The organism is uncultured Acetobacterium sp. (genome assembly GCF_927416815.1).
Lineage (GTDB): Bacteria > Bacillota > Clostridia > Eubacteriales > Eubacteriaceae > Acetobacterium.
This window is the reverse complement of record NZ_CAKMJU010000030.1, coordinates 15140-39104: the sequence shown is the minus strand read 5'-3', so window position 1 is coordinate 39104 and position 23965 is coordinate 15140. Positions and strand designations below refer to the sequence as shown.

Below are 23965 nucleotides of genomic sequence, written 5' to 3'. Positions count from 1 at the left end.
TCAATTTATTAGATATTTTAATTGATATATTGTAAACCCATTGGCGCTTTCTATCGGGATAAAACTAACTGCTTCATTTGAAAAAACGCTGAGATCTCTTTTTGATAGAACATAACCAACCTCCAGTTTCTCTAAATCCCTGGTGCTTAGCCTAATCGTTATTAAATCGGCTGAATCCAGGATAAAACTGCTTTCTTCATCATGATCTGATAAACTAATTGTAATATGAGCATAGCGGTTATAAATCCCTTCGTCTGATCGATCCGGATCCAGGCTTTGCCAGCGTTCTAGATTAGGGTATACATTTGTTGAATTAATCGTCGCTGCACCAGCCATAATCGGGAGATTGTTTAAAGGATATCCCGCTCCCGCTTCTGAATCAACAATCCATAAGGCATCCGAGCTATCGGCTGTTTCTTTGATCATTTTGATCAGTGGTTGATCAAGAATAACGTCTAAACCATTGACAACCGGATTTACGAACATTCCTGAAACAAATACAAGCAGAATAGTTATCACCAGCAATAGCTCTTGCATTTTTACTTTACTCCAACTAAGCAATAGGTAAAATATAAATACCAAGAAGAGCAGAACCAGACTAAACATTCTAAAATCCAGGTAGCCATGATAGATAATCTTTGATCCTACCGATATGATCAGTGCTATTGTTATCGCCAAGCTTACTTTGAGCCAACCCGAAAATTCTGTTTCAATCAAGGGTAGTGCGCGCATCAATAATAGCAGATTTAAAAACCCAATTGCCAAAAATACCCGGGCTGGCTGAGCATGGCTTAACAGGCTGACAGAAGCCAGCCAATCCGGCCAGGAGACCAGACAAAACGCGCTTAGAATAAAAAAACTGATTAAAAAGAGAATCAGATATGCATCCTGTTTCTTTTCGATCACCAGCACCCACAGTGCCATAATAATGCCGGCGGGGAAAAAATCAAAAAAGGTGGCCAACTCATTTATATTTGAATAAGACAACTCCCGGGAGGTAACAAAAAACAAATTTCCCGGGTAAAGAAAATAGCGATATAATTGTCCGCCACCTGTTTCAAAGCGCGCTCCAGGATATACGGTTCCCATAACTAAATGAATTGTATCATAGGACATGACTAAAATATATCCCATTGCACAAACAAAAGCCAGAATCAAAGCCGCTATAATCGCCAGATCCTTCATCTTAAAAGCAATTTTTTCGCGATTCTCGTATACTATCCCAATAAATAACACCAGAAATACATAGGCCAACGGGATCTGCCAGGCCGGATAAAAGGTCAGCACATATCCACCAGCACATATTAAAAATACCAGCGCGAATAAAAACCGCTGATCGTAGCGGTGGGTATTAAGATAGCGATCAACCATGATCACTGCCAATTGACCAAAAATAAGCATTTCGACCAAGCCATTAACCGCAAACCACCACTGTACAATTGGCGCCCAGGTCACAAGTAGTCCATAGATCACAGCTAAATGCTTATTTTTATTGCCGAGTATCATTGCCAATTCAAATGATACGAAAAACAATCCCATGATCCGCCCGATCCAAAAAAAAGAAAGGCCCTTGGCTGGTGAAAACAGTAGATATCCCCAGTGAAAAGGTCTAAATATTTCAACGATATTTAGCACCGGTTGTCCATAAATAATAAAGACATCGGTCAATGCGCCCCGGATCGTCTCACTAAAATACGGAAAAGGCGCCGCCCCATTAAAATACTGTGAAATCATCATTGGCGTATTAACCGCCCATTCATCACTGCGGATGCTTCTGCTGATGCCAATCCATGTTTCAAAATGCTTTGAGTCCTGAAAGAAATTCTCCCAATATTGAATCGAGGAACCATGTATTTCAAATAGCACACAGCCAATTAGAAACAACGCTCCTAGTCCATACCGATACTGATAGAGATAATAAAAAATTGTCTCTTTGCCAAAGTGGTTAAACAGCCCGACCCCCAAAAGTACTAATAAAAAAAGAATGATTAATCGTTTTAATTTTATCAATACGAAAAAATTATCATAAAAATCTGATCTAAACAAATCATTTGGTGAAATGACGGTTTCAATAATTAAAAAGTAACTCTCTACCAGCAGCGGCACAGCGATAATGATTAAAAGACTCCATCCTATTTTTTTGTAACGATTATAAAACTCTATCATGAATTAACCACCCTAACACATCGACTACCGCCTAATAGTCTGCATCATTCTCGCATCCTTCGAATTTTTCACTTGTTTTACACGCTTAATAATATTGTTTTAATGTCAATGTGAACGACATAATTAAGAAATAGACCGGCACCAGGGTCACGATATTATAATAATGCTTGACCTGAAGCTGATCCAGCTGTTTAAAAGCTGGTCCGATATTCAGCATTAGCGGAATCAGTGGTAAAAAACCAATGAAGTAGCGGCCCTGCACACCATTAACAACACTTGATCCAACCGGTGTCCAGGTTAAATACATCGACAGCGTGATCCCTACATAAATTCCCACTGTGATCAACAAGGCGCCGATTCGCGTCAAGCGACTTTGCCGCAATTCGCGTGGATAAAAAACTGCGACTGATCCATAAAAAAATAGATACAGCAACCCCAGTCCATTCGACCCATAAGACAGCCAACCAAAATTAAATAGCATCAGGTAATTGATGCTTCCCTCTAAAAGATTAAGTCCCATCATTTGCATATTTGCGATGGGATCTCCCACCAGAAATTGGAGCTGTTTGATCATATTCACCCCTTCGGGAACAAAGGGATGGGGAATCGCTGTATAAAAGTTCATCCAGGCCAGCGAAAAACCGGCTGCCAGGATGATTCCCAGAAAAACACATTGATAGGCAGCTTTGTCAAACTTTCGAAAGGGAATAAATGCTGGCAATAATACCAGCAAAACAAAGGGAAATTTCGTCACTGTAATCAGCATGCATAAACCGGTGTAGCCAACTATTTCAAGCACTTTGATCTGATGATCTTCTTTACTTAATAATCTAAAATAAAAGGCTAGGGTTACAAATATAATCCCAATTCCAAAGGCATCCTGATTATATGAGGCGGCAATGTAAATTCCCATCGGGATCGTTCCGGCAATAAAAAAGACCTGCTTAAACAAGGGCGTTATCTTAATTGCCAGCGCAATCATGGTTGCATAAAAGAGTAGATTAAATATTCTACCTAGATAATATGACCATAGCACACTTAAATTAACCATTCTTCCAAAGCCAATGCCCAAAGCTTGGGGCAGATAGGAGATAAAGGCGTATGCATTGGTTGCCTTCAATCCGTCACTTTCAATCATTAAAATACCACTGTCATGAACATTTAAATCATTTTCAAACAATGTCTTTTGGGATTGATCATAGATCAGCTCATAGTCTTCACTGATTAGCAATTGTGAATCTTCCTGACTGACAAAAATCTTTCCCCGGGCCAGATACATGGCTCTGGCCAGATGAGCCGTTTCATCCGGGGTATCCAAAACCGGCGTGAGCAGACAAAAAAGTATCCCAAAACACACAATTGTCAAAAACGCATCCCGATATAAGACCTTGCCCATCAAGACAATCAATAGCATAATCATCACCGTAGCCACGCTAGAAATCGTCAGCGCCAGCCCACTCCAGCCATCAAATATAAAAAGCGATCCAAAAAAAACAATCCCGCCCAGCACGGCATAGAGCCAACGCTCCCTGATTTGCATGCGGCTCTTTTTGAATAAAGCAAAAATGTCAAGCTTATCTTTAATCTGACCGAGTCCTCGATTCATCTGTTAGTCACCCTCATCAATACCCACTCTCAAACACCGCCTTAAAGGTCATAAAAAAAACTTTGACATCGAACCACAGGGTCCATTTTTCGATATACTCAATATCACATTCAATTCGTTTATGGATCGAGGTATCGCCCCGCCATCCTTGAACCTGCGCCCAGCCGGTGATCCCTGGTCTAACATGATGCTTAATCATATATTTGGGAATCTCATGCTGAAATTGGGTGACATAGTGGGGTCGCTCTGGCCGTGGCCCAACGATACTCATATCACCTTTTAAAACATTGATAAACTGTGGCAACTCATCGATACTGGTTTTGCGGATAAATGTTCCGAATTTCGTTTTTCGGGGATCATCAGCCGTGGTCCACCCCACATCTCCCGATGTAATCGAGGCATCACAGCGCATTGACCGGAATTTATAGATCCAGAATTCTTTACGCCCCATCCCGACCCGAATCTGTTTATAGATAACCGGCCCCGGGGAAGTTAGTTTTACCAGGATTGCCGTGACGAGCAAAATCGGCGATATCAGTACCAGAATCAGAATCGACAGAATAATATCAATCAGCCGCTTGACCCACTTATTTAGGGGTTGATCCAGGGGAATATAGCGGGTATTGATCAGCGGTATGCCATCCAGCTCGTCAAAATAAGCCTTGGTCCCCTGAATCAAATTAAAATAATCCGGGATGATCTGGGTTTTAATGCCCTGATATTCACAGATATCAATGACCTCATCAATCCGTTTAAAACTGGTGTTGGGCAAGGCAATGATGACCTCATCGACCTGATACTCTTCGAGGATTTTATTCATCTCTTTGGTAGTTCCCAAAATCGGGATTCCATCCTTATCGCTTTTATGATAGTAATCATCGACATACCCGGTGACCTTATAACCCAGCTGCCGATCGCCAACAACCTTTGCGGCGAAGGTCTGGCCAATGCTGCCTGCTCCGACAATAATAATATACTTGATATTAAAACCGCGCTCTCTGGCCATTCTTAAAATTTTTCGTAGCGAGCCCCGCTCGACAATCATCAAAATAGTCGATGTCAAAAAGAAAATCCCCAACATGATTCGAGAAAAATGAATACTCTTTAGCGTAAACAAGGCTGACATTAGAATCGCAATCCCAATGATATTAGCAAATATTATTTCGCGGCACTCTTTAAAAAACCGCTGTTTTCGATAGGGTTGATAGAGACCAAAAAAAACAAAAAGGATTAAATAGAGCGGGATAATAATACCCAACAACTCAATATAAGCCCTTAAATTCATAGTGCGTACCCCATCGTCAAAAAATGGTGAGACAAACCGGATGTACCAGGCAAATAAAAGGGAAGCCGTTACAACACCAATATCCAATAATACCAGAATAAAGTTAAAAAATCGCTGATTACTTTTGATCATTTTTTATCTCCCCTTTCTTACCCTTATTTTCGTCGCTTATTTTTAGCCAGAGCCATTTTTTTGAGAATCGTCGTACCGGTAGTCACCGCCCAGCGGGTCAGACCATTATATTTATGCTGATAATGTTTATTGTAAAAAATTATCATCGAGTCATAGAAGGCAGCAATCACCTTGGGGTTTCGCTTTCCAATCCCGCTGGCTTTTTTATGATGAAAAATCCGGAATTCCGGATAGTAGATAATCTGATAGCCGGCCTGTTTAATCCGGTAACACCAGTCGATATCTTCCCCATACATAAAAAAATCTTCATCGAGCATCCCCACCACATCAATGACAGCTTTGGGAACCAGCATAAAGGCACCCATAATACAATCAATCGAGCAGGTTTTATTCTCATCCACATAGGTCAGGTTATAGGCGCCAAAACGGATACTCTCGGGAAAAGCCATATCCAGATTAAGGCTGTGATAAAGCCCATTCAGGGGAGTCGGAAAACTCCGTTTGCAGGCCGGATCCAGCTTACCCGAAGCTAGCAGGATCTTACATCCCAGTGCTCCAACATGTTTATGATCTCTGATAAATGCCATCACCCCTTTTAGGGTATTCAAGTCGACAATTGTATCGGAATTAAGTAACAGAATATACTCTCCCGTCGAGGCTGCAATACCAATGTTATTGGCCTTCGAAAAGCCCAGATTCTCGGGATTTTTTATAATTGTCACAGTCGGGAACTGTTTTTTTATCGCTTCCACGCTGCCATCTTCTGAAGCGTTGTCGACTAGAATGATTTCATAGTTGAGTCCTTTGGTATTGCTTTTTATAATTGAATCAATACAATTCGATGTCAATTCTTCTGTTTTATAGTTAACAATAATAATTGATAAATCCATTTTTAGCCTTTCTTAAGCCGTTTTGTCTTTCAAAAGACATTATATTTTACCATAATCCTTGCAAATATGGAAGGCCTATGTCAGGATTACCTACTTCATCCGCTTATTTTCAATCATTCGAAAAACATTTAAGATCAATTGAAATTCAATCAAAAAGTAATTTTTAAGATTCTTAGCTTTAAAGGGTACTTTTTCTACCTTTTTATAGTTTTTCAAGCCTGCCTTAATGCCAGCCGCATAATCTTTACCGAAACCCCTTTTTAAAAAAAGCACGTATTTCACGATGAAACCCACCACTAAAAACGGACTATTCACCAGCAACTGCAGCAAGGGCATGTTCTTATAGGCCACATAAATATTGTTGCGGGCAGAAATCTGCACCTTGAAGGGGCTGTATTTTTGTCCTTCCGCGGTGGTCGCACTACCAATATGATAACAGATAGCTTTCGGTTCGTAGCAGTTTTTATAGCCATAAATCAAGCCGCGGTAGCCAATGTCGATATCTTCCATATAGGCAAAGAAGGCTTCATCAAAAAGACCAATCTCAGTTAAAACCGCGTGGCGGTAAATCGCCGCTCCAGCACAGGCACTAAAAATCGGGCTTGCATTATGATACGCCGCGACCGACTGCCCATCCCCCCGTTTATAACCCCAGCCCAGAATGTTATAAAAATCACCGGTGTCATCGAGTTTATCACGTTCATAATAACGAATCATTTTTGAACTCACCGAAAAGATCCCCTGATCATCATCGATATGCAAATATAAATAGCGTACAAAATCAGGGTCAACCACCACATCATTATTTAAAAGCAGGCAGTACTTGCCATTGCTGGCTAAAATCCCCTGATTCACAGACCGATCAAAACCAGCATTGACCGGGTTTTCAATGAGCGTTACGTTTTTATAGGTTTTTATAATCTCGACACTCGTATCCGTGGAACAATCATCGACGACAATGATTTCTAAGCGCCCGAACTCATAAAAACTTTGCACCATTATACTATCCAGACAATTTGCTATAAATTTTTCACCATTGTAATTCGGAATAATCACTGAAACGTCACTCTTCATAAAACCATCCTTTTTATCGCCATCAATAAGTCCGTATTATTATAACACAGGATGATCTTTTACTAAACAAAAAGCGACCAGGAACCTTGTCCCTGTCGCTTTTCTTAGCACTTCATTAATTTTAGCACTTCATCAATTCTTATTATTCATCAATTAGCGTTGCTGTATGGGTTATGGAAATCGATCCATATTTCGGGATTGACGCAGGCATCATCGGCATTGGCAATGGCCCCAAAATGGAGGTGTGGCCCATAGGCATTGTCGGCATACTTGTCCTTAGAAACATATCCTGATCCACCGACTGATCCAATCTTCTGACCCTTGCTCACTGTTTGTCCAACGCCGACATTGATCTCTTGTAGATGCCCGTAAAAGAAGGACACACTTTCCCCATACCGATCGGTTGTGCGAATCCTGACATAACGTCCATATCCCATAAAATAGCCAGCACGTTCGACAAGGCCATTGCCGACTGCATAACAGGGTGCATAATAGGGTGCGGGGATATCAATACCTTCGTGGATGTCTCCCCATCTTGGACCAAACCAATCGGTTGGGTCGCTGGGATTTGGTTTGTAATTTTTATTCAAGGGATAATTATAAAAACCATAAATCGTGGCGGTATTCTGCAGAACCTTCTTACTTGATTCTTTCACAAAGACAAATTTGCCATTTTTATCGGCTAGATATGCATGCGAAATAAACTCGTCCACTATAATATTGTAGTTTTTTAAATTGATGGTCGCTTCCCAGGTATGATTGCCAATGTAGTTTGCCTGTTCCCAACGCACATCATCCTGTCCATTAGCACTACTCCAGGTCGGAAACAGAATGCTTGAGACGCCATTTTCATTTCTGGCATTTTTAATCCGCACTTTAAAGGTATTGTTGAGCACCGCGTTATCGTATTCGATGGTCGGGCTAATAACAGGCATCGTATATTCAGAATTACTAAAAGCAATGTTATCCCCCCTTATTCCCTGGAGATAGGCGTGAACAATAAAGAAACCTGTTTCAAAGCCGTGGTTCTCAATATCAACGTAGGCATAAAACTCACCATCGGGTCCCAGTTCGCCCTGATACCATTTCAGTTCATCCTGACCATTACGATTTGACCATACCGCAAAGGCAACACTTTTAAGGCCACTTTTGCCTTTACAATTTTCAGTGCTGATCGAAAATTTTGAGCTAACCTTGTCCTGCGCGACTTTTATTTTTAAAGGTTCCGCCAAAAATGGATTGGCGATCACCTGCTCAGCAGATCCACTGTATTTTTGTTGACCGTCCTTATTGGTCACATAGGCATGCGTAATAAAGGTGTCATAACTCCGTTTATAATTAATGATCGAAATCGTCGCTTCCCAGGTATCATTACCCATATAGGCCGCCTTTTCCCAGCGGATATCATCGTGACCGTTTACCTGACTCCAAGTAGGGAAACTCACCCCGGTAACGCCCTGAGGATTGCTCACTCCATTTATTTGAATCGTGTAGGCATTGTTTATAACTGCTCCAACTGTGATAGAAGATTTGGGCGTTTCCAGACGATGTTTATTCACATCGGTCTTAATCACCTCTCCGCTTAATCCATATATATAAGTATGAACATGATAGTCGCCGGTTTCAAATCCGTGGTCTTTAATATCTACGGTGATGCTATATTCACCTTGACTATTTTTTGATCCCTGATACCAACGGATATCGTCCTGACCATTTCGCTCTGACCATACTGGAAACATAACCTTACCGATTCCGGTTTTCCCGGCATAACCAAGGGTACTGATGGTAAACAGGGTCGTGTTATCGGAAACCGGCGAGATGGTTACGATTACATCGCTAAAGTCCAGCGCCGTTGTAACGATCTCTTCGGGCTCTACAATTGGTTTTTTTTCATCAATTACTGCTTCGTCCGGATCTTTTATCTCTGTATCCGGTCGATTCGCTGGCACTTCTTCGGTTACTTCTACATCTTCTTTTAACAGCGCTTGTTCTGGATCAGCCATTTCTGGCGTTTCTATTGCTACCATTGTCACTGGATTAACCGGCTCCGATGATTCCTGTGCAAAAATTTGGCCTGGTAGAAAAAGCACAACGATCAGTCCGATAACAACCAACGACCTTATCCCGATTTTTCTCTTCACTTCCGCATCCTCATTTCTTTCTGCTAATTTTAAAAAACAGAGCCAAACTGTTTTGGCTCTGTTTCAAAATAAAACTTTTTCAAATTAAACGTACTTAACTAATACGCATTCAAATTAAAACTTTTTCATAATCGTCTTAACCTTACCTGCGTAGGTTAGGTCAGCTGCCCAAGTTCCCGCTAGCTCTTCAACTGAAATAGCTTTTAAACGCAGGGAATTGTTCCATCTTGGATCAACATTGGCTTGCTTTAACGGCGCACTGCTGGCATAACATTTTAAATGCTGGACATGACCGCGGATTCCAGTTTGAAGTCCGGTACTGTTGCTACCGTAAGCCACTGCAAAATCAAATCCCGGTACGCCGCCGCCGGTGGCTCCAAGCCCGGCAAAGTTAAATTGGGTCACTTTAACATCACCACCAAAGCGTAGATTACCGGTTTCCAGCATCGCCTGAGCAAAGGCGACCTCGGCGCGAACCCCTTCAATATTGCATTCCTGAATGTAAAGCTCCACAAATTTTTCCAGATTAACACCCAGATCATTGTAATGTTGGGGATAAACGCTTCCGGTGCTTTTATAATAGGCCACCAGCTGAGCCGCCGTCACGGTGGTTGCCCCCATAATCGGGGTTTCCACGTAGCGGACACTCACAGCGGTGTTGCCCAAAAATACCATTCGACCATCAGCTTCAACCCCATAGGCATGAATTGAATAGGTACCACTATCACCCTTATGGTTTTTGGCATCAATGATCGCCTGGTAGCTGCCATCGCTTTGTTTGGTAGCAGTATACCACTTAATGTCATCTTGACCATTTACATCACTCCAGCTTGGGATCTGAATACTATTGATTCCATTGGGGGCGATTATTCCGCTAACCTTGACCGTAATAATATTTTCCATTACCGTTGCCGCAACTGTTGATGCCGACATTGGCGATGTCGCCACACTGGCCGAGGTATTACCTAAGAAGGTCATTTTATCATTATTGTCGGTTCCATAAACATGGATACTATAGGCTCCACCTGAATAGTTATGATCCTTGATATCGACAGTCACATTGTAGCTGCCATCACTTTGTCTGGTGGCGGTGTACCATTTGATATCATCCTGTCCGCCGACATCGCTCCAGATCGGGAATGAAATTGACTTGATCCCATTAGGAGCATAGATCCCTTTAATCGTTGCTGTAATTTTATTGCCGGACACACTTGCTGTCACGCTAGTCGCTGTCATCGGCTCAACAATTACATTAACGGTAGTTGCCCCGACAAAGGTCATTTTTCCATTGCTATCTTTGCCGTAAGCATGGATGTTATAGGCTCCACCATCAAAGTTATGATCCTTGATGTCAATCGTTACCTTATAGCTACCATCACTTTGTTTGGTGGCGGTATACCATTTGATGTCATCTTGACCACCAGTTTCACTCCAGATTGGGACTGCCATATCGGTGATCCCATTTGGCGCGGTGATGCCCTTAATCGTTGCTGTGATTTTACTGCCCGAAACCGTTCCTGCGATACTAGCCACTGTCATTGTATCGACTTTAACGGTTGCTAAGCTACTACCTAAAAAGGTCATCTTATTGTTGTTATCTGTTCCATAGGCGTGGATATTGTAGCTGCCGCCATCGTAGTTATGATCTTTAATATCAATCACTAGCTTGTAGCTGCCATCCGCTTGTCTAGTCGCGGTATACCACTTAAGATCATCCTGACCGCCAGTTTCGCTCCAAATTGGTATCGACATTGAAGTGATGCCATTGGGGGCTACTATCCCTTTTACCGTTGCTGTAATGTTATTACCGGATACGCTGCTCGTGACACTGGTTGCCGTCATTTTTTCCTGAACTGAGGCCGTAACAGTGGCAGTTGTATTGCCGAGTAAGGTGTACTTGCCATATGCATCGACACCATAACAATGCAATTGATAATTACCGCTATCAAAACCGTGATCTTTTACATCAATTGTTGCCGTAAAATTTCCATCACTTTGTTTGGTGGCGGTGTACCATTTTAAGTCATCCTGTCCACCCTCATCACTCCAGGTGGGGATATAGATCACCTGCAAGCCATTGGGGGCTGTAACGCCTTTAACCGTTGCCGTGATTTTATCGCCACTGACAGTCGCACTAAAGCCGGTTGCGGTCATCGGTGTTGTTGAGGCTCCAAAAAGCTCTTTGACGCTGGCCAGAATCTGGTCGGCCATCTTTTGTTGATTGGCTCCATCGGCTAATTTCAATGATTCGGCACTGTTCGACACAAAGCCAGCTTCAATCAAAACTGAAGGCATGCTGGTTTTCCTGGTAATCGCATCATCCCGTTCAACAATCTTATTGCGACTGGGAACGTGGGTCAGATTGGCCTTGAAATTTGTATTGAGAATATTTGCCAGTTCTTTTGACATTAACGCAATAGCTGGCGGCGTTGCATCTAAATCTGCAAGTGATCCATCGCCCCATAATCCGGCTTTCTGGTAAATCCCATTGTTATCGACCGTTGGATGATAAGAGCTCCAATAAAACTCATAACCGCTGGCAGTCGCACCGCCGGAGTTATGATGAATACTAAGCAGGAGATCGGCATTCATTTGATTTGCTTTATTACAGATCGTTGTCGAAAATGATGAATAAACCGGCGCGCTTGGCAGCATCGTCGGTAAGCCTGGATTGCCAGGAACCGGATGGCTCAGCATCGCATTATAACCACTTGCTCTAAGGGTTGCAACAACCTTGATTGCCAAGGCATTGTTGAGATCAACCTCGCGAATCCCGGTACTGCCGTTGACTGCACCAGGATCAACCCCAACTAAATGCCCCGGATTTATGATGATTGTTGTGCTTGCAGCATTAACAGTCAGGCTGAAATTTGCAAAGAAAGTAAACAAGATAAGGATTCCTACCCCCACTAAAGCAATTTGCTTTCTTCTTTTTTTAATCGACTCCATTATTTTCCTCCTTTCTTAAAATCATTGCCTGCTGTCATTATACTTATAGATGTAACGATAATATCACAGTTATTTTACACCGTCAATTTATTCGTTACATCTTATGAACGCTTAAGTTAAATATCATTCTCTTCATCTTCCTTGGTTTTTCCCTTGACATAACCGACGATATCGACACTTATTGCATAGTTTCCATCAACGCGGGTTAGGTTTCGATTATAATAGGGGTCATTCTTAATATATTTTAACCAATGGTCTTTCATATATTTGATTTCGCTGTTGAAGCGCTTATATTTTGAATAGGTGTCTTCTGCTCCACGAGATTTAGATTCGTAGTGGTAGAGCTCGACATTATGCAGCCAGACATTAAATTTGCCCAGTTCATAAAGTTTAAGGCACAAATCGACATCATTAAAGGCGACTGTCAGTTTTTCTTCAAAGCCGTTAACCCGGTCAAAATCTTCCCGTTTCACCATCATACAGGCCGCTGTCACCGATGTGTAATTATTGGTGGTCACCAGTTTACCAAAATAACCATAATCACCGCGGGGATAACCGACATGGCCATGTCCGGCAACGCCGCCCATTCCCAGTAAGACGCCAGCATGCTGGATGGTATCGTCAGGATAATAAAGCTTTGCCCCGACTGCACCAACATGATCCTGTTGCGCCAGGCTGACCATCCGCTTCATCCAACCTTTAGTGATCACGGTGATATCATTATTGAGAAACAGCAGATACTCGCCATTTGCTTCTTTAGCAGCAAGATTATTTATTTGTGAAAAGTTGAAGGGGATATCAATCCTTACCACCTTAAACTGATCTTTGTATTTTTTGGTATAGAATTCAAACAATTTGAAGGTTTCTTCTTTTTCGCTACCATTATCAGCAACGATAATTTCAAAATTCTGATAGATCGTTTTCTCAAAAATCGAATCGATACAGCCTTTTAAATCCGCAGCATTATCGCGGGTTGGAATAATCACCGAGACTAAGCCATCATTGACAATCTCATAGTCAATATTATAAACCCCGGGAAAAGCCCCATGACTAACCGTGCCTTTGATCGATCTTCTTGCTAGGGCATCTTCGAGAGACTTAAGACCCGCTTCGAAGGCATAACCTTTTGACTCCGGATTGACCGCCGTAGAATTGCTGATCATCCGCCAGTGATACAAGATCTTTTGGATATGGAAAATCCGATCGGTTTTCTCGGTGAAGCGCAGTACCAGATCATAATCCTGGGCACCTTCATAGCCTTTTCTAAAGCCACCGATTTGATCGATAATGGTTTTGCGGTACACCCCAAAGTGACAGATATAATTGGTTGCCAGCAGAATATCCGGCGCCCAGTCGGTTTTAAAAAAGGGTTGGCTACGTTTATTATCTTCACTTAACTTGTCTTCATCACTATAAATTAGATCTGCTTCCGGATGTTCGTTTAATAATTTAACCACTTCGTATAGAGCAAACTCGGCCAGGGTATCGTCATTATCCAAAAGCCCGATAAATTCGCCAGTGGCAATTGCCAACGCCGAGTTTGACGCCTCTGAAATATGGCCATTCTCTTCCCGATAAACCACCTTGATCCGGGAATCCAGCCTTTTGAATTCTTCCAATAAGGGCTTAATATGGATATCGGTAGAACAATCATCAGCGATACATAATTCCCAATTGTCGTAATATTGATTTAAAACCGAATCAACGCAGGCTCTGAGCCATTGTTCTTCTACATTATATACCGGCATAACAATCGATACCTTAGGTTTATAGGAAAATTTTCTAATTTCTTCGCTGACTGTTTTTCGATCATAATCTTCATGAACATCAATCCAGAAATCATAGTTTTCCTGGTTTTTATACTTCAGTTCAAACTTTATTTTGCGGATCGTGTTCTTTAGTCCATTACGGCCGAGATAGCCCAGGGTTCGGGTTGTCACACCGGCCAGTCGCTTGGCATTAAAGAGATTCGGTTTTTTTAAATAGTCATAATTTTTTTTCAAATTTACTGGCACGACGCGGATATTATTGTCATCTTTTAATTTAAGCTTCAGCTTTTCTCCATAGGTATTTTCATCGAATTCAATAATAAAACCGACCTTGGCATCATCCGGTAAAACATACTTGTTATTGACGTCAATTCTAAAATCCCGTTTGAATTGAACCCCAACCGCTTCTTTGCCCAACAAATACAATTCAACCGGTTCCTTGGTTTTGGTATTAAAGGCCCATCCCTGAACCGTGGCACAGCGACTCGCTTCGTCTTTGACAATTTTATCGATGAAATATTTTATTTCTTCTTGTTCAATAACTGATTTCTTTTCCATCCCAATAACCTTTCTCTAATCCTTTATTATTTGCCATTGATGTTCCATATGTACCAGACCCTCAGTGAAATAATCGGCCACCACCGAGATCACAAAGGCAGCTGTTTCGTAGTCCAGATTGACAATGCTTTTATTGGCAAAAAGGCCGACATCGACCTCGTATTTCCCGCCCAGCAGCGGTAAGCTTGGCACCACATAACGAACCTTATGGATGCCCTTTGTTTTGGGGATCTTGAACTCATCCAAGTGGGTGTTCGGACCAAAGATATACTGGCGGTCAATGGTATAAAAGGCTACTCCCACCAGCGGTTCGCTTTTTACATCATCATATAACTCATATTCAATATCGACACTAAAGTCATCAAAGGTCTTAAGCGTTTCAGTGTTGCAGCTGACGGCGGTGATTTTCCCCAGATGGGCATCGATTTCCATTATTTTTGCCATCGGATTCCCCTCATCAAGGGCTTTTTGTTCCATGGCTTCTTTGAGCATTTCGCTTTCATACATATCTATGACATGGGTCACCTCATCAAACATCCGCATTTCGCCCTGGTCAATCCAGATCCCTTTGCTGCAAAAACGTTTGATTTGTTCGAGGGTGTGCGATACAAAGAGCACTGTTTTTCCCGATGCTTTAAACTCTTCCATCTTATTGATGCATTTAATCTGAAATTTTGCATCCCCTACCGCCAGCACCTCATCGACAATTAAAATTTCCGGATCGACATTGATGGCGGTGGCAAAAGCCAACCGGGCAAACATCCCGCTGGAATAGGTTTTAACCGGTTGATAAATATACTCGCCAATTTGGGCAAAGTTGACAATATCATCCAACCGTTCATCCATTTCTTCCTTACTATAGCCCATGATCAGACCATTGGCATAGATATTTTCGATGCCAGTATACTCCGGGTTAAAGCCGGTGCCCAACTCTAAAAGCGCCGAAACCTTCCCATCTACATAAACCTGGCCCTTACTTTGGGTCAGTACCCCGGAAATGATTTTGAGCAGGGTTGACTTCCCTGATCCGTTCTTACCCACAATTCCAATCGATTCACCTTTTTTAATTTCCAAATTGATATTATTAAGGGCATAAAACTTTTGATGGTATTCTTTTTTTCGGATCAGGCTCATTGATTCTTTTAAGCGATCCATCGGCCGTTTATAGAGTTGGTATATTTTTGTCACTTCTGCTATTTTTATTGCCACATCTGACATAATTTCCTCCACTGATCTGTGATCAACATTTCTTTATAAGACATCAGCAAAATGCGGTCTTAGTTTTCGATACACGGCAATTCCGATTAGCAGCATTACAAATGAAAAACCCCAAAAATATGCTGTCATCGCCGGGTGCTCCCAAAACCAGCCGGTTCCAAAAAAGCTCTCGCGATATCCCTGAACAATATAATATAGCGGATTTAGCTTTAAAATCCACAGCAGTCTTGGCGGAAAGATATTGACATCCCAAAGAATCGGTGTTCCCCAGAAAAGCACCTGCATCCCGACATTGATAAATTGCAAAATATCCGTAAAAAATGGTTGCAGCGAGGCAGTCACCCAGGTCAAACCGGTTAAAAAGACAATCAAGCAGATCAGATAGTAAATAATCTGAACCAGATGCAGGGTGATCGGCTGACTATATAAGAACATCATCACCACCGCAAAGGCAATAAAAAAGACATGGGTGTATAACGAAGAGATGATCTTAACCGTTGGTAATATTTTGATATTAAAAGTTACTTTTTTGACCAGATAACTGTACTCCCGAAAACAATTGGTGCCATTTACCAGACACTCGGAAAAGAAGAACCAGACAATGATCCCGGTGATTAAAAATAAAATAAAGGGTATCCCGCCAGTAGGAGAAGACTTCAGACCCACGTCAAAAACAAACCAGTAGACCGCAATGGTGACCGTCGGCTGAATAAAGGCCCACATAATACCTAAAAAAGACCCCGCATAGCGGGATTTAAAATCATTGATCGAAAATTTTCGGATCAGTTTCCGATTTGCATACAAATCTCTGATATAATCCATTAAATCTTTAAACAAGTACAAACTGACACCTCATTCTTATTCTTAAATGAAAAAGCACAAAAACTGTGCTTTTTCTTTTACAGCTATTCTACTTTTTTGAGTACATCTTGTCATAATATTGCTGATAATCGCCCGACTTTACCTGCTCCAGCCACTCCTGATTGTTTAAATACCACTCAATCGTTTCAGCAATGCCCTCTTCAAAGGTATAGGAAGGTTCCCAACCCAGCTCAGCGGTGATTTTTGAATTATCAATGGCATAACGGCGGTCATGGCCCAAGCGGTCTTCGACATAGGTAATCAGGTCTTTGCTGATTTTTGAACCGTCATTATCAATATCATATTTACCGGAACGGAGCATTTCACCGACGTCCTCAATAATTAAATTGACAATCTCGATATTGGCTTTTTCATTATTACCGCCAATATTGTAAACCTCGCCAGCCAGCCCTTTTTCAAGGATGGTATCAATGCCACTGCAATGATCTTTAACGTGCAGCCAGTCTCTGATCTGCATCCCATCACCATAAACCGGCAAGCTTTTTAAAGCCACCACGTTAGAAATCATCAGCGGAATCAGTTTTTCGGGAAAATGGTAGGGGCCATAATTATTAGAACAGCGGCTGATGGTGGTTGGCAGCTTAAAGGTTTGTCCGTAGGAACGCACCAATAAATCGGCACTGGCCTTTGAGGCTGAATAAGGACTGTTCGGGGCAATCGGGGTCGCTTCGGTAAACAGGCCGGTTTTTCCCAGCGCGCCATACACCTCATCGGTCGATACCTGATGGAAACGCACCCCATCCCGATAGGTCGGATAGCCATTTTCGTCTTTGCCAGTTTGCCAGTGATTTTTCGCTTCATCCAACAGCACCAGGGTGCCCATCACATTGGTCTTGATAAAAATCTCAGGATCTTCAATGCTGCGATCGACATGGGATTCAGCGGCAAAGTTGACTACTGTATCAAAATTGTATTGATCAAAAAGCTTTTGAATAAAAGGCCGATCGACAATATCGCCTTTGGCAAAGACGTAATTGGGCTTGCCTTCGATATCTGCTAAATTTTCCAAGTTTCCGGCGTAGGTTAATACATCCACATTAATTATTTTATAATCCGGGTGCGCATTGAGCATATATTTTACAAAGTTAGAGCCGATAAATCCGGCTCCACCGGTGACTAATACTGTTTTCATGATTACTCCATTTCTATCTATTCAAGTTCTGTCTATCCAAGTTCTATTATATCGAGTTTCTCTATTCAAATCTTAGGCTAGCGCTGATCTCACTTAAAAAGGGCAGCTGGCTGTCTTTTTCGGAAAGCAGCACTTCCTCGATTGTCTCAAGCGGCCACTTTATCCCAACTTCCGGGTCATTCCAGCGAATTCCGCCATCGTATTCCGGGGCATATAAGTTGGTGCATTTATAGTTAAACACGGCTTCCTCTGATACCACTAAAAAGCCGTGAGCAAAGCCTTCCGGGATATAAAACATGGTCTTGTTTTCGGCTGTTAACAATACCCCTGCCCATTGTCCATAGGTTGGTGAGCCATTTCGCAAATCAACAGCGACATCATAAACCTCGCCGCTGGTCACCCGAACCAGCTTTCCCTGGGAAAACTTGGTCTGAAAATGAAGTCCCCGTAAGACACCCTGACAGGACTTAGACTCATTGTCTTGAACAAACCGCATCGTTAAACCGGCTTTATGAAATTCTTCTTCATTGTAGGATTCCATAAAATAACCGCGATGATCGCCAAAAACCGATGGTTCAATGATCACCAATCCGTCAATACTCGTCTTTATTACATTGATCTTTGCCATCACGTCACCTACTTGACTTTAGAACACTGGATCAGATATTGTCCATAAGCTGTTTTTTTCAGCGGTTCTGCCAGTCTCAACAGTTGGTCTTGATCGATGAAATCACGCAAATAAGCAATTTCTTCGATGCAGGCGACATAAAGACCTTGTCTTTTTTGAATCGTCTCGACAAAATTGGAGGCTTCAATCAAGCTGTCATGGGTGCCGGTATCCAGCCAGGCCATTCCCCGACCAAACAGTTCTACCCTTAAATTACCCTGTTTCAAGTAAATTTCATTAACCGTGGTGATTTCCAGTTCGCCGCGCTCTGACGGTTTAATATTTTTGGCAATTTCGACTACTGTATTATCATAAAAATAAAGACCAGGCACCGCAAAATTGGATTTAGGACTTTCTGGTTTTTCTTCGATCGAAAGAACTCTTCCGTCTTTGGCAAACTCAACCACCCCATAGCGGTCTGGATCAGTCACCGGGTAGCCAAAAATCACCGCCCCGCTTTGTAGCTCAGCTGCTTTTCTGATTGTCTCGGTAAAGCCATGACCATAGAAAATATTATCGCCTAAGACCAGTGCCACATTGTCATCGCCAATAAATTTTTCGCCAATAATGAAAGCCTCGGCCAAGCCATTGGGAGCATCCTGAATTTCATAGGAAAAATTTAACCCCAATTCTTCCCCTGAACCAAATAGCCGTTCAAACATGGGAAGATCGTGGGGTGTCGAAATAATTAAAATATCTTTAATCCCAGCCAGCATCAAGGTTGCTAGTGGATAATAAATCATTGGTTTATCATAAATGGGTAGTAATTGTTTGGACACCGCCCGAGTGATCGGATAAAGTCGTGTGCCGGAACCTCCGGCTAATATAATACCTTTCATCTTTGCCTCTTCTCTTGAAAATTATTTACTCATTTTAAGCGCTACTGCCAGCTTTGATATGGGTTCACATCAAAGCTGGCAGTACCCACTCTTTTAAAGGATTATTTTTGAGTGCCTATTTTAAATCTTTTAGATATTCTGCCAGCGAAATCTGCCATGGTCTGAAATTGTTCATTTTTAAATCATTGAGCGCCTTGTTTTCAAGCACCGAGTATTTAGGGCGCGGTGCCGGTCTGACAAATTCCTCGGAGGTTACCGGTTCGACCGGGATCTCAATCCCTGATAATCTAAAAATTTCCAGCGCAAAGTCATACCAGCTGCATTGTCCTTGACAGGTGCCGTGATAGGTGCCGTAATAATCGGTGTGGATCAAATCGATAATCGCTGCCGCCAAATCGACGGTACTGGTGGGCGAACCGACCTGGTCATTGACAACCGTCAGTTTGGGATGCTTTGATGCCAGCTCCAGCATTGTTTTGACAAAATTATTGCCATCGCCATACAGCCAGGCGGTTCGGATGATAAAATGTTTTGGTGTAATTTCTAAAACTGCTTTCTCACCGGCCGCTTTGCTCTCGCCATAAACCGTTTTGGGATCGATCGGATCACTCTCCACATAAGGCCGTAAGGCGCCGTTTATCGTAATCCCGCCACCATCAAAAACATAATCGGTGGAAACTTGAACCAGCACAATATCCTGATCTCGGGCGATCTCAGCTAACGATTTTGGCCCGGCAGCATTAATTGCCATCGCCAGCTCTTTCTGGGTTTCGCAACCATCGACATTAGTCAGCGCCCCGCAATTAATGATCACAGTTGGCTGCTCCTTGGCAATAATCCCCGTCATTTTCGCTTTATCGGTAATATCAAATTCGGGAATGTCATACCCAACATGGTTAATCTTTTTTTTCGTAAGCTGCCGGGTTAACTCTCGTCCCAGTTGCCCATTCGAACCGGTTAATAAAACTTTCATACTTCACCTTATTTCATCGTACTTTTAAGTATTTATCTGTTCTGTTTTCCATTTTTTAAAGCTATACCCCATAAAAATTCATTGTCATTATACTTTATATCCCCATAAAAGTCTATTTTTTTCTAGATTCTTTCAGCTTATTAAGATAATCCCAATTAAATAAAAACAAACTTTTCTGATCAAATATTCGATTCTGCCCGTTAATTCAATGATTTTTTAAGTATATCTATGGTATTATTATTTGATATGATTTTAGCTCGTGAATCGAAAGGAATCTCTATGAAAAAGAAAGTAACCTTAGTCATCCTATTTTTGATTGTTTCACTAATAGGCACCGGACTTGTATATGGTTTTAATACCATCAGCCAGATCAATGAAATGGTTGCCGAACCAAAAATGAATGCGGCTGATTTAAAAGTAAATAACGATCTTGATATTGAGACCATTAATATCGCTGTTTTTGGCGTCGACGGCCGCAGCGACATCGATGGTGATCGCGCCGATACGATCATGATCCTCTCAATGGATTTTAGAAACGGCAACATCAAGGTTACCTCGGTGATGCGTGACTTGTTAGTCCAAATTCCCGAAACCAAGGATACCTACGAAAGCTTTGATAAGATCAATGCCTCCTATGCCTATGGGGGTCCAGAGCTGGCTGTAAAAACCCTTAATGAAAATTTTGATTTAAACATCAAAGACTATGTAATCGTCAATTTTGACGCGATGGTCGATACGGTCGACGCGATTGGCGGGGTCGAGGTCAATGTCCAAAACGAAGATGTTTTGGACTGGACCAATAAGTATATCGATGATGTCAATGATAAGGTTGGCAAGGCCGATCCTTATCTGGAAACAACCGGCGTACAGACGATCACCGGGGTTCAGGCGCTGGCCTACGCCCGAAACCGCTTCAGCGATGATGACTTTCACCGCACCGAGCGCCAACGCGAGGTTGTTGGTCAAATCGCCGCCAAGGCCTTTAGTATTGATATGGGTACCGGCATCAGCCTGCTAAGCAAGGTTTATCCTTATATCAAAACAACCCTGTCAATCAGTGAGATCACTACCTATGCCAAGGCCTTTTTAGAATCTCCGGACAAACAGTTTCTGGAGTTCCGACTACCCACCGATACCCATGTAACGACCACGATGCTCAATAGCGTCTCCTATGTGGTGCCGACCAGCCTTGCCGATAATGTCATTGCCCTGCATGCCTTTATTTATGGACCTGTCCAAACAGCAGCAACTGATAGCACCCCTGCCAGCGGTAGTTCAACTACGACAACTGATAGCAGCGGTACCGACAGCCCCTCAACCAGTAGTGGCAACCGAACCAATGTCAGCAGTCCCGTTAGCGGTTCAACTTCAAACACAACATCTAGTGGCGGTACCGGCACGAGCTCGGGGTCGACCACCTATAAGGCTTATGTCCCATCTGCCCGGGTCATCGAAATAAGCGATGCGATTGCCTACTACGCCGGCACTGGTTCATCGTATACCTATAATGAAACAACCACCACCGAAAGCAATAGCAACTATTCGTATAGCAATGATTCCGGCTCTTCGAATACAAATACCGAATCAACTGGTTCTGACGCTTCCGGTAACTACGGCTCCTCTGGATCTGACTCCAGTACCGGGGGTAGTTCTTCTGGTTCAGACTCCAGCTCCGGATCCGGATCAGATAACACTGAATCTGGCTCTGATTCAGATTCTGGATCTGGATCTGATACTGACTCTGATACTGACTCTGATTCCGGCTCTGATCCCGACAGCGATTAAAACCAAAAGGCATCATTCCCGGTACCGGGAGTGATGCCTTTTATTTATATCAACCGATGTTAATATTAACCACTATTTTTATCAACCACAATCCAATCGTTTTTTAAACTTCAATTAAACCGGTTACCTGTTTTTTCAGCAATTCTTTTTTCGCCATTGCCTCTTCCCGGGTTTTTCCGGTTACCGAGAAATAGATCTTAAGCTTGGGTTCTGTCCCTGAGGGACGTAAGGCAAACCAGGAGTAGTCATCAAAAACAAATTTCAGGACATTCGAGCACGGCAGATCGATTTCGACTTTTGTTCCTGAAACGATGTCATTGCTGACACCCGCTTGATAATCGTTAAAGGAAACCAGCTTGGCCTCGGCAAAACCTGGGAAGCTGACGTTTCGGAATTTTTCCATAATTTCGGTGATTTTTGTTTTTCCCTCAATCCCTTCAAGAGTCAGGGCAACCACATCTTCAATAAAATAACCATGCTTTTCATATAAATCAATCAGGGCTTGATAAAGGGTCTTGCCCTGTTTTTTATAATAATCGGTCATCTCACAAATCAGTGCTGAGGCCACTACGGCGTCCTTATCGCGGGCATAGTCGCCGGCCAGATAGCCGTAACTTTCTTCGTAACCAAAGGCAAAGCTGTAATCGCCGGTTTTCTCAAATTCTGTCATGCACTCGCCGATGTATTTAAAACCGGTCAGCACATCCAGTACCGCTGCCCCATGAGATTTTGCGACAATTCCGCCCAGTTCACTGGTAACAATTGTTTTAATAACGACCTTATTCTGCGGCAGGTTTTTTCGCGTTTTCAGGTAGTAATCAACCAGTAGCGCCCCGGTTTGATTGCCAGAAAATACTTCAAATTCACCTTTTTGATTGCGGCCAACCACACCAACCCGGTCACCATCAGGATCAGTTCCAATAATGATATCAGCTTTTTTTTCTTCAGCCAGTGCCATTGCCAGCACAAATACTGCCGGATCCTCAGGGTTTGGATAGGGCGCAGTGGTAAAGTCGCCATCTGGCAACTCCTGCTCGGGGACAACAAACACATGCTGATAACCGAGTTCAGCCAATGCTCGCCGAACCGGGGTGTTGCCAGAACCATGAAGCGGGGTGTATACTACCTTTAGTTGACTGTCGGGATTGGGATAACAGATGGCGGTAACGGCATCGGTAAAGGCATTATCCATCTTCTCTCCGACCATCGTAATAATCCTCTGATTGAGGCCTTCAGCCAATGTCATCGTCGGGATATCAAAAATATCAGTAATGTTCTCAATTTCTTTGATCAAGGCATCGGCCGAAGCGGTTACCATCTGGCCACCATCTGGCCCATAGACTTTATAGCCGTTGTATTCTTTGGGGTTATGGGATGCGGTAATGACAATGCCACCAGCCGCTTTTAAATTCCGGACTGCAAAAGACAGTTCCGGTGTTGGTCGCAGTTCTTTAAAAAGATAAGCCGCAACGCCCATTTTGCCGAGCACCCCAGCTGCTGTTTCAGCAAATTTGCGGGAGTTGTGGCGGGAGTCATAGGCAATCACCACCCCCTTTTCCCAATTCGCCATATCTGCCCGTAAAAGGTATTTACCTAGGCCATAGGTGACCTTAGCGACCGTATAGACATTCATCCGGTTGCTGCCAGCACCCATTTTACCGCGCATCCCTCCGGTGCCAAATTCGAGGTCGGTGTAAAAACGATCCTCTATTTCTTTTTCATCCGTTATCGCTTCCAGATCCTGACGAAGTTCTGGGTCCAGATCCGGTTGTGCTAACCAGTTTTTATATCTTTTTTTATAGTCCATGATGTTTCCTTTCCTTTGATCAAAATAATTCTAAAATGTCAATCTTATCGAAGCAGGAACAAAGTTTTGCCGCTTATCCGCTTAACTGAGGG

At 42.6% G+C, this 23965-nt stretch carries 16 protein-coding genes; 1 reads left to right on the top strand and 15 read right to left on the bottom strand.

Going from position 1 to position 23965, the window contains the following annotated elements:
- From QZ998_RS05575 to rfbD, 14 genes are all read right to left on the bottom strand, one after another.
- Positions 1-2166 carry a hypothetical protein gene (locus QZ998_RS05575; protein ID WP_296558740.1) on the bottom strand — a complete coding sequence of 722 codons (2166 nt, stop codon included), beginning with the start codon at positions 2164-2166 and terminating at the stop codon, positions 1-3.
- 85 nt (positions 2167-2251) lie between these two features.
- The gene (locus tag QZ998_RS05570) at positions 2252-3772 is read right to left on the bottom strand and encodes a DUF2142 domain-containing protein (protein WP_296558739.1); all 1521 of its coding nucleotides are present in this window, start codon (positions 3770-3772) and stop codon (positions 2252-2254) included.
- Between the two features lie 16 nt (positions 3773-3788).
- Complete coding sequence (locus QZ998_RS05565) at positions 3789-5189, bottom strand: undecaprenyl-phosphate glucose phosphotransferase (RefSeq protein WP_296558737.1); 1401 nt, start codon at positions 5187-5189, stop codon at positions 3789-3791.
- A gap of 23 nt (positions 5190-5212) precedes the next feature.
- Complete coding sequence (locus QZ998_RS05560) at positions 5213-6079, bottom strand: glycosyltransferase family 2 protein (protein ID WP_296558735.1); 867 nt, start codon at positions 6077-6079, stop codon at positions 5213-5215.
- Positions 6080-6169: 90 nt separating this feature from the next.
- Positions 6170-7153 carry a glycosyltransferase family 2 protein gene (locus QZ998_RS05555; RefSeq protein ID WP_296558733.1) on the bottom strand — a complete coding sequence of 328 codons (984 nt, stop codon included), beginning with the start codon at positions 7151-7153 and terminating at the stop codon, positions 6170-6172.
- A gap of 149 nt (positions 7154-7302) precedes the next feature.
- A complete protein-coding gene (locus tag QZ998_RS05550) occupies positions 7303-9294 on the bottom strand; it encodes a GBS Bsp-like repeat-containing protein (protein ID WP_296558731.1) in 1992 nt (663 codons plus the stop codon).
- A gap of 114 nt (positions 9295-9408) precedes the next feature.
- Positions 9409-12243, bottom strand: coding sequence for a GBS Bsp-like repeat-containing protein (locus tag QZ998_RS05545; RefSeq protein ID WP_296558729.1), 2835 nt, complete (start codon positions 12241-12243; stop codon positions 9409-9411).
- A gap of 116 nt (positions 12244-12359) precedes the next feature.
- Positions 12360-14570 (bottom strand): glycosyltransferase family 2 protein, encoded by a 2211-nt coding sequence (locus QZ998_RS05540; RefSeq protein ID WP_296558728.1) that lies wholly within the window; start codon positions 14568-14570, stop codon positions 12360-12362.
- 15 nt (positions 14571-14585) lie between these two features.
- Positions 14586-15788: an ABC transporter ATP-binding protein gene (locus QZ998_RS05535; protein ID WP_296558726.1), complete on the bottom strand. Its 1203-nt coding sequence runs from the start codon at positions 15786-15788 to the stop codon at positions 14586-14588.
- Positions 15789-15821: 33 nt separating this feature from the next.
- Positions 15822-16610 carry an ABC transporter permease gene (locus tag QZ998_RS05530; RefSeq protein WP_296558725.1) on the bottom strand — a complete coding sequence of 263 codons (789 nt, stop codon included), beginning with the start codon at positions 16608-16610 and terminating at the stop codon, positions 15822-15824.
- 88 nt (positions 16611-16698) lie between these two features.
- Positions 16699-17802, bottom strand: coding sequence for a dTDP-glucose 4,6-dehydratase (rfbB, locus tag QZ998_RS05525; RefSeq protein ID WP_296558724.1), 1104 nt, complete (start codon positions 17800-17802; stop codon positions 16699-16701).
- 61 nt (positions 17803-17863) lie between these two features.
- The gene (gene rfbC, locus QZ998_RS05520) at positions 17864-18430 is read right to left on the bottom strand and encodes a dTDP-4-dehydrorhamnose 3,5-epimerase (protein WP_296558723.1); all 567 of its coding nucleotides are present in this window, start codon (positions 18428-18430) and stop codon (positions 17864-17866) included.
- 8 nt (positions 18431-18438) lie between these two features.
- Positions 18439-19308 carry a glucose-1-phosphate thymidylyltransferase RfbA gene (gene rfbA / locus QZ998_RS05515; RefSeq protein WP_296558722.1) on the bottom strand — a complete coding sequence of 290 codons (870 nt, stop codon included), beginning with the start codon at positions 19306-19308 and terminating at the stop codon, positions 18439-18441.
- Between the two features lie 115 nt (positions 19309-19423).
- Complete coding sequence (gene rfbD, locus QZ998_RS05510) at positions 19424-20281, bottom strand: dTDP-4-dehydrorhamnose reductase (protein ID WP_296558720.1); 858 nt, start codon at positions 20279-20281, stop codon at positions 19424-19426.
- Positions 20282-20560: 279 nt separating this feature from the next.
- Between rfbD and QZ998_RS05505 the strand changes: the two genes are divergently transcribed.
- Entirely contained in the window at positions 20561-22066 is a 1506-nt protein-coding gene (locus tag QZ998_RS05505; RefSeq protein WP_296558718.1) for an LCP family protein, read from the top strand.
- A 103-nt stretch (positions 22067-22169) separates the two neighbouring features.
- On the opposite strand, the gene QZ998_RS05500 is transcribed toward QZ998_RS05505, so the two are convergent.
- The gene (locus QZ998_RS05500) at positions 22170-23873 is read right to left on the bottom strand and encodes a phospho-sugar mutase (protein WP_296558716.1); all 1704 of its coding nucleotides are present in this window, start codon (positions 23871-23873) and stop codon (positions 22170-22172) included.
- Positions 23874-23965: the final 92 nt, after the last annotated feature.

What these genes read in the sequence shown, in the direction of transcription:
- QZ998_RS05575 (WP_296558740.1), bottom strand. Translation starts at nt 2,166, where the DNA reads ATGATAGAGTTTTATAATCGTTACAAAAAAATAGGATGGAGTCTTTTA.
- QZ998_RS05570 (WP_296558739.1), bottom strand. Translation starts at nt 3,772, where the DNA reads ATGAATCGAGGACTCGGTCAGATTAAAGATAAGCTTGACATTTTTGCT.
- QZ998_RS05565 (WP_296558737.1), bottom strand. Translation starts at nt 5,189, where the DNA reads ATGATCAAAAGTAATCAGCGATTTTTTAACTTTATTCTGGTATTATTG.
- QZ998_RS05560 (WP_296558735.1), bottom strand. Translation starts at nt 6,079, where the DNA reads ATGGATTTATCAATTATTATTGTTAACTATAAAACAGAAGAATTGACA.
- QZ998_RS05555 (WP_296558733.1), bottom strand. Translation starts at nt 7,153, where the DNA reads ATGAAGAGTGACGTTTCAGTGATTATTCCGAATTACAATGGTGAAAAA.
- QZ998_RS05545 (WP_296558729.1), bottom strand. Translation starts at nt 12,243, where the DNA reads ATGGAGTCGATTAAAAAAAGAAGAAAGCAAATTGCTTTAGTGGGGGTA.
- QZ998_RS05540 (WP_296558728.1), bottom strand. Translation starts at nt 14,570, where the DNA reads ATGGAAAAGAAATCAGTTATTGAACAAGAAGAAATAAAATATTTCATC.
- QZ998_RS05535 (WP_296558726.1), bottom strand. Translation starts at nt 15,788, where the DNA reads ATGTCAGATGTGGCAATAAAAATAGCAGAAGTGACAAAAATATACCAA.
- QZ998_RS05530 (WP_296558725.1), bottom strand. Translation starts at nt 16,610, where the DNA reads ATGGATTATATCAGAGATTTGTATGCAAATCGGAAACTGATCCGAAAA.
- rfbB (WP_296558724.1), bottom strand. Translation starts at nt 17,802, where the DNA reads ATGAAAACAGTATTAGTCACCGGTGGAGCCGGATTTATCGGCTCTAAC.
- rfbC (WP_296558723.1), bottom strand. Translation starts at nt 18,430, where the DNA reads ATGGCAAAGATCAATGTAATAAAGACGAGTATTGACGGATTGGTGATC.
- rfbA (WP_296558722.1), bottom strand. Translation starts at nt 19,308, where the DNA reads ATGAAAGGTATTATATTAGCCGGAGGTTCCGGCACACGACTTTATCCG.
- rfbD (WP_296558720.1), bottom strand. Translation starts at nt 20,281, where the DNA reads ATGAAAGTTTTATTAACCGGTTCGAATGGGCAACTGGGACGAGAGTTA.
- QZ998_RS05505 (WP_296558718.1), top strand. Translation starts at nt 20,561, where the DNA reads ATGAAAAAGAAAGTAACCTTAGTCATCCTATTTTTGATTGTTTCACTA.
- QZ998_RS05500 (WP_296558716.1), bottom strand. Translation starts at nt 23,873, where the DNA reads ATGGACTATAAAAAAAGATATAAAAACTGGTTAGCACAACCGGATCTG.